At 71.9% G+C, this 6,071-nt stretch carries 6 protein-coding genes; 1 reads left to right on the top strand and 5 read right to left on the bottom strand.

What is annotated here, in order from left to right; all coding sequences use genetic code 11:
* The 5 genes from ABDW21_RS14790 to ABDW21_RS14770 form a co-directional block, all read right to left on the bottom strand.
* A partial coding sequence (locus ABDW21_RS14790) for a porphobilinogen synthase (RefSeq protein ID WP_343710637.1) occupies positions 1 to 665 on the bottom strand: 665 nt, incomplete at its 3' end.
* A gap of 70 nt (positions 666 to 735) precedes the next feature.
* The gene (locus ABDW21_RS14785) at positions 736 to 2,379 is read right to left on the bottom strand and encodes a bifunctional uroporphyrinogen-III C-methyltransferase/uroporphyrinogen-III synthase (RefSeq protein WP_343710638.1); all 1,644 of its coding nucleotides are present in this window, start codon (positions 2,377 to 2,379) and stop codon (positions 736 to 738) included.
* 24 nt (positions 2,380 to 2,403) lie between these two features.
* A complete protein-coding gene (gene hemC / locus ABDW21_RS14780; RefSeq protein WP_343602637.1) occupies positions 2,404 to 3,351 on the bottom strand; it encodes a hydroxymethylbilane synthase in 948 nt (315 codons plus the stop codon).
* 7 nt (positions 3,352 to 3,358) lie between these two features.
* The gene (locus tag ABDW21_RS14775) at positions 3,359 to 4,708 is read right to left on the bottom strand and encodes a glutamyl-tRNA reductase (RefSeq protein ID WP_343710636.1); all 1,350 of its coding nucleotides are present in this window, start codon (positions 4,706 to 4,708) and stop codon (positions 3,359 to 3,361) included.
* A 100-nt stretch (positions 4,709 to 4,808) separates the two neighbouring features.
* Positions 4,809 to 5,066: a glutaredoxin family protein gene (locus tag ABDW21_RS14770; RefSeq protein WP_343602641.1), complete on the bottom strand. Its 258-nt coding sequence runs from the start codon at positions 5,064 to 5,066 to the stop codon at positions 4,809 to 4,811.
* A gap of 72 nt (positions 5,067 to 5,138) precedes the next feature.
* On the opposite strand from ABDW21_RS14770, the gene ABDW21_RS14765 reads away from it, so the two are divergent.
* The gene (locus ABDW21_RS14765; protein ID WP_343602643.1) at positions 5,139 to 6,023 is read left to right on the top strand and encodes an HAD-IB family hydrolase; all 885 of its coding nucleotides are present in this window, start codon (positions 5,139 to 5,141) and stop codon (positions 6,021 to 6,023) included.
* Positions 6,024 to 6,071 lie beyond the last annotated feature (48 nt).

Below are 6,071 nucleotides of genomic sequence, written 5' to 3'. Positions count from 1 at the left end.
CGGTCGCCGGACAGGCTCGAGCTCACCGCCTCGCGGAACGGGCCGTAGAACGCCGACGCGAACTTCGCCGCATACGCCAGGATCACCACGTCAGTGTGGCCCGCGGCGTCCAGGCCGTCGCGGATCGCGCCGACCTGGCCGTCCATCATCCCGCTCGGCCCCACCACATGGGCACCCGAATCCGCCTGCGCCACCGCAAGGTCCACGTACCTGGCCAGCGTGGCGTCGTTGTCGACGCGGCCCCGCTCGTCCAACACCCCGCAGTGCCCGTGGTCGGTGAACTCGTCCAGGCAGGTGTCGGCCATCAGCACGGTGGCCTCGCCGAGATCCTTGGCCAGATCCCGCAACGCGACGTTGAGGATGCCGTCGCGGTCGGAACCTGCCGACCCGCGCGCGTCCTTGTGCGCCTCGCGGGGCACCCCGAACAGCATCAGCCCGCCCACCCCCGCGGCCACCGCGGCGGCGGCGGCGCGGCGCAGCGAGTCGCGGGTGTGCTGCACCACCCCGGGCATCGCGGCGATCGGCCGGGGCTCGTCGATTCCGTCCGCGACAAACATCGGTAACACCAAATGCCTTGGCTCCAAAGACGTTTGGGACACCAAGCGGCGCATCGCCGGGCTCGTACGCAAACGACGCGGCCGCTGCCGGGGGTAGCCCGCGTTCATCGGCGGCGACCCGCCGCGCCCGGCTGCGCTCTGTTGTGACGGCCCGCTGCGCCCGCGCTTGCGGTCTCCACTACCGCCTGCGGCTCTTCTTGCGCGGCGGCGGCAGGGCACCCTCCGCGCGCAGCCGGGCGGCGTGCTCGGCGAGAGCGTCGATCAACGGGCCCACCGCGGCGGTCTCGGGCTGCACGTCGACGCGCAGGCCGAACTCTGCGGCGGTCTCGGCAGTCTTGGGGCCGATGCAGGCGACGATGGTCCGCGCGTGCGGCTTGCCGGCGATGCCGACCAGGTTGCGCACCGTCGAACTCGACGTGAAGCAGACGGCGTCGAATCCACCGGTCTTGATCATCTCCCGGGTTTCCGCGGGCGGCGGCGCGGCCCGGACCGTGCGGTAGGCGGTGACGTCCTCAATCTCCCAGCCGCGGTCGCGCAGCCCCTCGGCAAGCGTCTCGGTGGCGATGTCGGCGCGCGGCAGCAGCACCCGGTTGACCGGGTCGAAAATGCTGTCGTAGGGCGGGAATTCGTCGAGCAGGCCCAACGACGACTGTTCACCTGAGGGCACCAGTTCCGGGCTGACGCCGAACCCGCGGACCCGGTCGGCGGTCGCCTCGCCGACGCAGGCGATCTTCACCCCGGAGAACGCGCGGGCGTCCAGACCGAACTCGCCGAACTTGTCCCACACCGCGCGCACCGCGTTGGTGGAGGTAAACACCACCCACTGGAAACGACCGTCGACCAGACCCTTGACCGCGCGTTCCATCTGCGCGGGGCTGCGCGGCGGCTCGACCGCAATAGTGGGAACCTCGATCGGCAGTGCGCCGTGCGCGGCCAGCCGTTCGCTCATCTCGCCGGCCTGGTCCTTGGTGCGGGGCACCAGAACCGTCCAGCCGTACAGCGCGCGGCTCTCCCACCAGTTCAGCCTGGACCGGTTGGTTACCGTCTTGCCGATGGTCATCACCACCGGGCCGGTCAGGGGTGCCGCGCTGTCCGTGCCGCCAAGCGCGGCCGGATCGGCCAGACACGCCAGCGTGGACTCCATCGACCGCTGCGCGCAGGTAGTCCCCGCCGCGGTCACCACGCACGGCGTCGAGTCGACCAGTCCGTACTCGATGAGCGTGCGCGCCGCGTCGGCCAGGTGCTCGGGCGCGGCCTGCAGGATCAGCGGGCCGGGCGCGGCGGCCAGCGCCGCCCAATCGTCGTCTTTGAGGTCGCCGCGCACGTCGGCCACAGTGTGCGAGGAGCCCAGCGGCAATCCCGCATAAGTCGGCACCGCGGAGCTGGCAGCCAGGCCGGGCACGATCTCGAAATACAGGTGGGTGCGCGCCACCGCGTTCACCTCGGTGACGACCGCATCCGCCGACAGCGGGTCGCCGGTCACCAGCCGAACCACATCTGCTCCCGAACGGGCCTCGGCGACAAGGGCTTTGGCCACCTCCGCCGGGTCGCCGACCGCCGGCCGGACATCCGGGCCGGCAGACACGACCGCACGCTGGTCAGCTGAGCCCCCGGCGGCGTCCGGGCCCGGTTCGGCCGGTCCCGAGACCGGCGGCAGGGCCGTGCCGATCAGCGCCCGCACCGGCTCGGGGACGCACAGATCGGTGAACACCAGCGCGGCGTTCGCCAGCACCGCGGCGGCTCGCGTCGTCAGCAGCGCCGGGTCGCCCGGACCTGCGCCTACGAAAGTGATCCGGCCGGGCCTCGGCTTACGGCCCCGCATGCTCACCTGGCGAGTCATGTGCTATCACTCCTCCTTGCGCGGCGTGTCACGCGCACTCGACATGAGTTCCCGCGCGCCCAGCTCGACCAGCTCCGCGGCCACCGAGAGCCCCAACTCTCGTGCCCGATCGGCGCCGCCGATGCCGGACGCTCGGATCACGTCGGATCCGTCCAGCGCCGCCACGCAGCCGCGTAGCGACAGCTCCGCGAAGACGCGGCCGTCCTCGTCGATGGACTCGACCACTTCGGCGATCGCACCCACCGGCGCGGAGCAACCCGCCTCCAGTTCGGCGAGCAGGGCCCGCTCGGCGGTGACCGCCGCCCGGGTGTCGGCGTCGTCGAGTTCCGCCAACAGCGCGACCAGCCCGACGTCGCCGACGCGGCACTCGACCGCCAGCGCCCCCTGCGCCGGGGCTGGCAGCATCTGCACCGGATCCAGCGTCTCGGTCACGTCGTCGAGTCGTCCCAGCCGGGCCAGACCCGCCCGGGCCACCACGACGGCGTCGAGATCGCCACTGCTTACCCTGTTCAACCTGGTGTCTAGGTTGCCTCGTAGGGGGCGGATTTCCAAACCGAGACCCAATGCTCTAAGCTGCGCGGTCCGCCGCGGCGAAGAGGTGCCCACCACCGAGCCCGCCGGCAACTCGGCCAGCACCAGCCCGTCACGGGCCACCACCGCGTCGCGCGGGTCCTCGCGGCGGGGTACCGCGGCGACGGCGAACCGCGGATCGTGGGCGGTGGGAAGGTCCTTGTGGGAATGCACGGCCACGTCGACGCGGCCGTCCTCGATGGCCTCCCGGAGCGCGGTGGTGAACACCCCGACCCCGATGGCGGCGATCGGCTGCGACGACCGGTCGCCCTCGGTGGTGACGACCACCAGCTCCGCGTGGTGGCCGCGCGCGATCAGGGCGTCGCGGACGCCCCCGGCCTGGATGATGGCCAACCGGCTGCCCCGGGTGCCTATCCGGATCACGTAACGGCTACTCGCTGGAATCGGTTGGAACCGCAGGCAATTCGCCTGCGGTGGCGACGGCGTCGACCGCGGTCTGGTCGAGTTGGAACAGTTCCCGCAGTGCCTCGGCGTAGCTGTCGCCGCCGGGCGCGCTGGCCAGCTGCTTGATGCGCACGGTGGGCGCGTGCAGCAGCTTGTCCACCACCCGGCGAACGGTGCTGGCCACCTCGTCGCGCTGCGCAGCCTGCAGCCCGGGCAGCCGGTTGTCCAGGCGCAGCAGCTCGGCCTCCACCACGTCGGCGGCCCGGCGGCGCAGCGCCGTCACCGTCGGAGTCACCTCGGCCATCCGCTGTCCGTCCAGGTAGGCGGCGACTTCGGCGGCGACGACGCGGCGGGCGGCTTCGACGTCGGCGGCCGCGGCCCAGGCCGACGGCTCGCGCTGCACCCGGTCCATGTCGACGATCCAGACACCCGGCAACCCGGCAACCGAGGGATCGACGTCGCGCGGCATGCCCAGGTCGCAGATGACCAGCGGCTGCGTGGCCTCGTCGCGTCTCCCGCCGGCCAGGGCATGGTGCACGTCGGCCAGCGACACCACCGGGCGCACCGCGCCGGTGCAGCTGAACACCACGTCGGCGTCGGCCAGCGCGGCGGTCAGCCCGTCCAGAGTGAACGCCTCGGCTGCCACGCCCGATTCGCGCACCTTGCGCGCCAGCCGCTGCGCCCGCGGCAGCGACCGGTTGACCACCCGCACCCGAGCGACGCCGGCTCGCGCCAGATGCGCCGCCGACAGCGCGCCCATCGCGCCGGCGCCGACCACCGCGGCGGTCTTACCCCGCAGTCCCTGCAGTCTGCTGTCGGCCATGCCCAGCGCCACCGACACCACCGAGGCGCCGGCGGCGTCGATCGCGGTTTCGGAGTGCACCCGCTTGCCCACCGCGAGCGCCCGCTGAGCCAGCTCGTGCAGCACCCGCCCGACGGTGCGGTTGGTCTCGGCGGCGGCGTACGCGCGGCGTACCTGCCCGAGCACCTGCTGCTCTCCGACGATCGCCGAGTCCAGGCCGCCGGCCACCGCGAAGAGGTGCTCGACGGCGGCCTCGCTGTAGCGGACGTAGGCGTACTTGGTCAGATCGCCCAGCGACATCCCGGACTGCTCGGAGAGCGCCTGCCCGATCACCGACAGCCCCCCGTGAAAGGCGTCCACCACCGCGTAGACCTCGACCCGGTTGCAGGTGGAAAGGATCATCGCCTCGGTCACCAGAGACGACTGCAGCACCTGGTCGACGATCTTGATTTGATCGGCTTCGTCGGCGCTGAGCTGCTCCAGAACGGAGACCGGCGCGCTGCGGTGCGAGACACCGAAGAGCAGGACGCTCACGGCTGAATCACCTGGCCTGCCCCCTTGCGTACACCAGTGCGTCCACTGATTTACACGGTAGACGCTGAGCAGGTAGGCCACCAAATTTTCGCGGGGCCGCTCACCGGGCCAGATCGGCGCGCAACCGGGCCTCGTCGAGCGTCCAGTAGCTGTGCTCGCGGCCGTCGAGCAACACCACCGGCAGCCGGTCGCCGAACTCCGCGCGCAGCCGCGGATCGCCGGCGGCCGCGGCGGCGTCGACGTCGGTGACCGACAGGCCGAAAGCCAGGTCGCGGGCCAGCTCGCGGAGTTGCTGGTGCATCCGCGCGCAGACCTCGCACCCCGCGCGGGTCAACAGCTGCACCTGGTGACGGCTCACGGGCCCAGTCTGCAATACGGGGCGGATAGGGTTGAGGCGATTGACGACGGGTGCCGCGAAAGGAGGCCTGCGGTGGCGTCTTCAAACCCCGGTCCGGGCGGCGCGCCGGCCTCCGACGCCCCGGCCGAACACGCACTCGAGAACCTACACCTGGACGCCGCGCCCACGCCCGAACAGCCGCCGGTCGACCTGACCGCCGCGGCGTTCTTCGACGTCGACAACACCCTGGTGCAGGGCTCGTCGCTGGTGCACTTCGGCCGGGGGCTGGCCGCCCGCAACTACTTCACCTATCGCGACGTGCTCGGATTCGTCTACGCGCAAGCCAAGTTCCAGCTGTCCGGCCGGGAGAACAGTGACGACGTGGCCGCGGGCCGGCGCAAGGCGCTGACGTTCATCGAGGGTCGCTCGACGGCCGAGTTGATGGCCCTCGGCGAGGAGATCTACGACGAGATCATCGCCGACAAGATGTGGCCGGCCACGCGTGAGCTGGCTCAAATGCACCTCGACGCCGGCCAGCAGGTATGGCTGATCACCGCCACGCCCTACGAGTTGGCAGTGACGATCGCCCGCCGGCTCGGGCTGACCGGCGCCCTGGGCACGGTGGCCGAATCGGTCGACGGGGTGTTCACCGGACGGCTGGTCGGCGAGATCCTGCACGGCACCGGCAAGGCGCATGCGCTGCGCTCGCTGGCGATTCGTGAGGGTCTCAATCTCAGGCGCTGCACCGCCTACTCCGACAGCTACAACGACGTGCCGATGTTGTCGCTGGTGGGCACGGCCGTGGCCGTCAACCCCGATGCGCGTCTGCGCGCGCTGGCCCGCGAACGGGGCTGGGAGATCCGCGATTTCCGAACCGCGCGCAAGGCCGCGCGCATCGGGGTGCCGTCGGCGCTGGCGCTGGGCGCGGCCGGCGGCGCCCTGGCGGCGGCCGTGTCGCGTCGCCACGAGCGCGAGTAACGCGCGAGAGGCGCACCGACCGCGACAACCCCGTGTCGCGTCGCCACG

It is taken from the genome of Mycobacterium sp. (assembly GCF_039583805.1).
In the GTDB taxonomy this organism is placed as follows: Bacteria; Actinomycetota; Actinomycetes; order Mycobacteriales; family Mycobacteriaceae; genus Mycobacterium.
Note: the sequence above shows the minus strand (reverse complement) of the source record. Positions and strands in the feature narration are given on the sequence as shown.

Bases quoted from the DNA above. Each gene is read 5' to 3' on its own strand.
- ABDW21_RS14785 (WP_343710638.1), bottom strand. From the start codon at position 2,379: ATGCGGGGCCGTAAGCCGAGGCCCGGCCGGATCACTTTCGTAGGCGCA.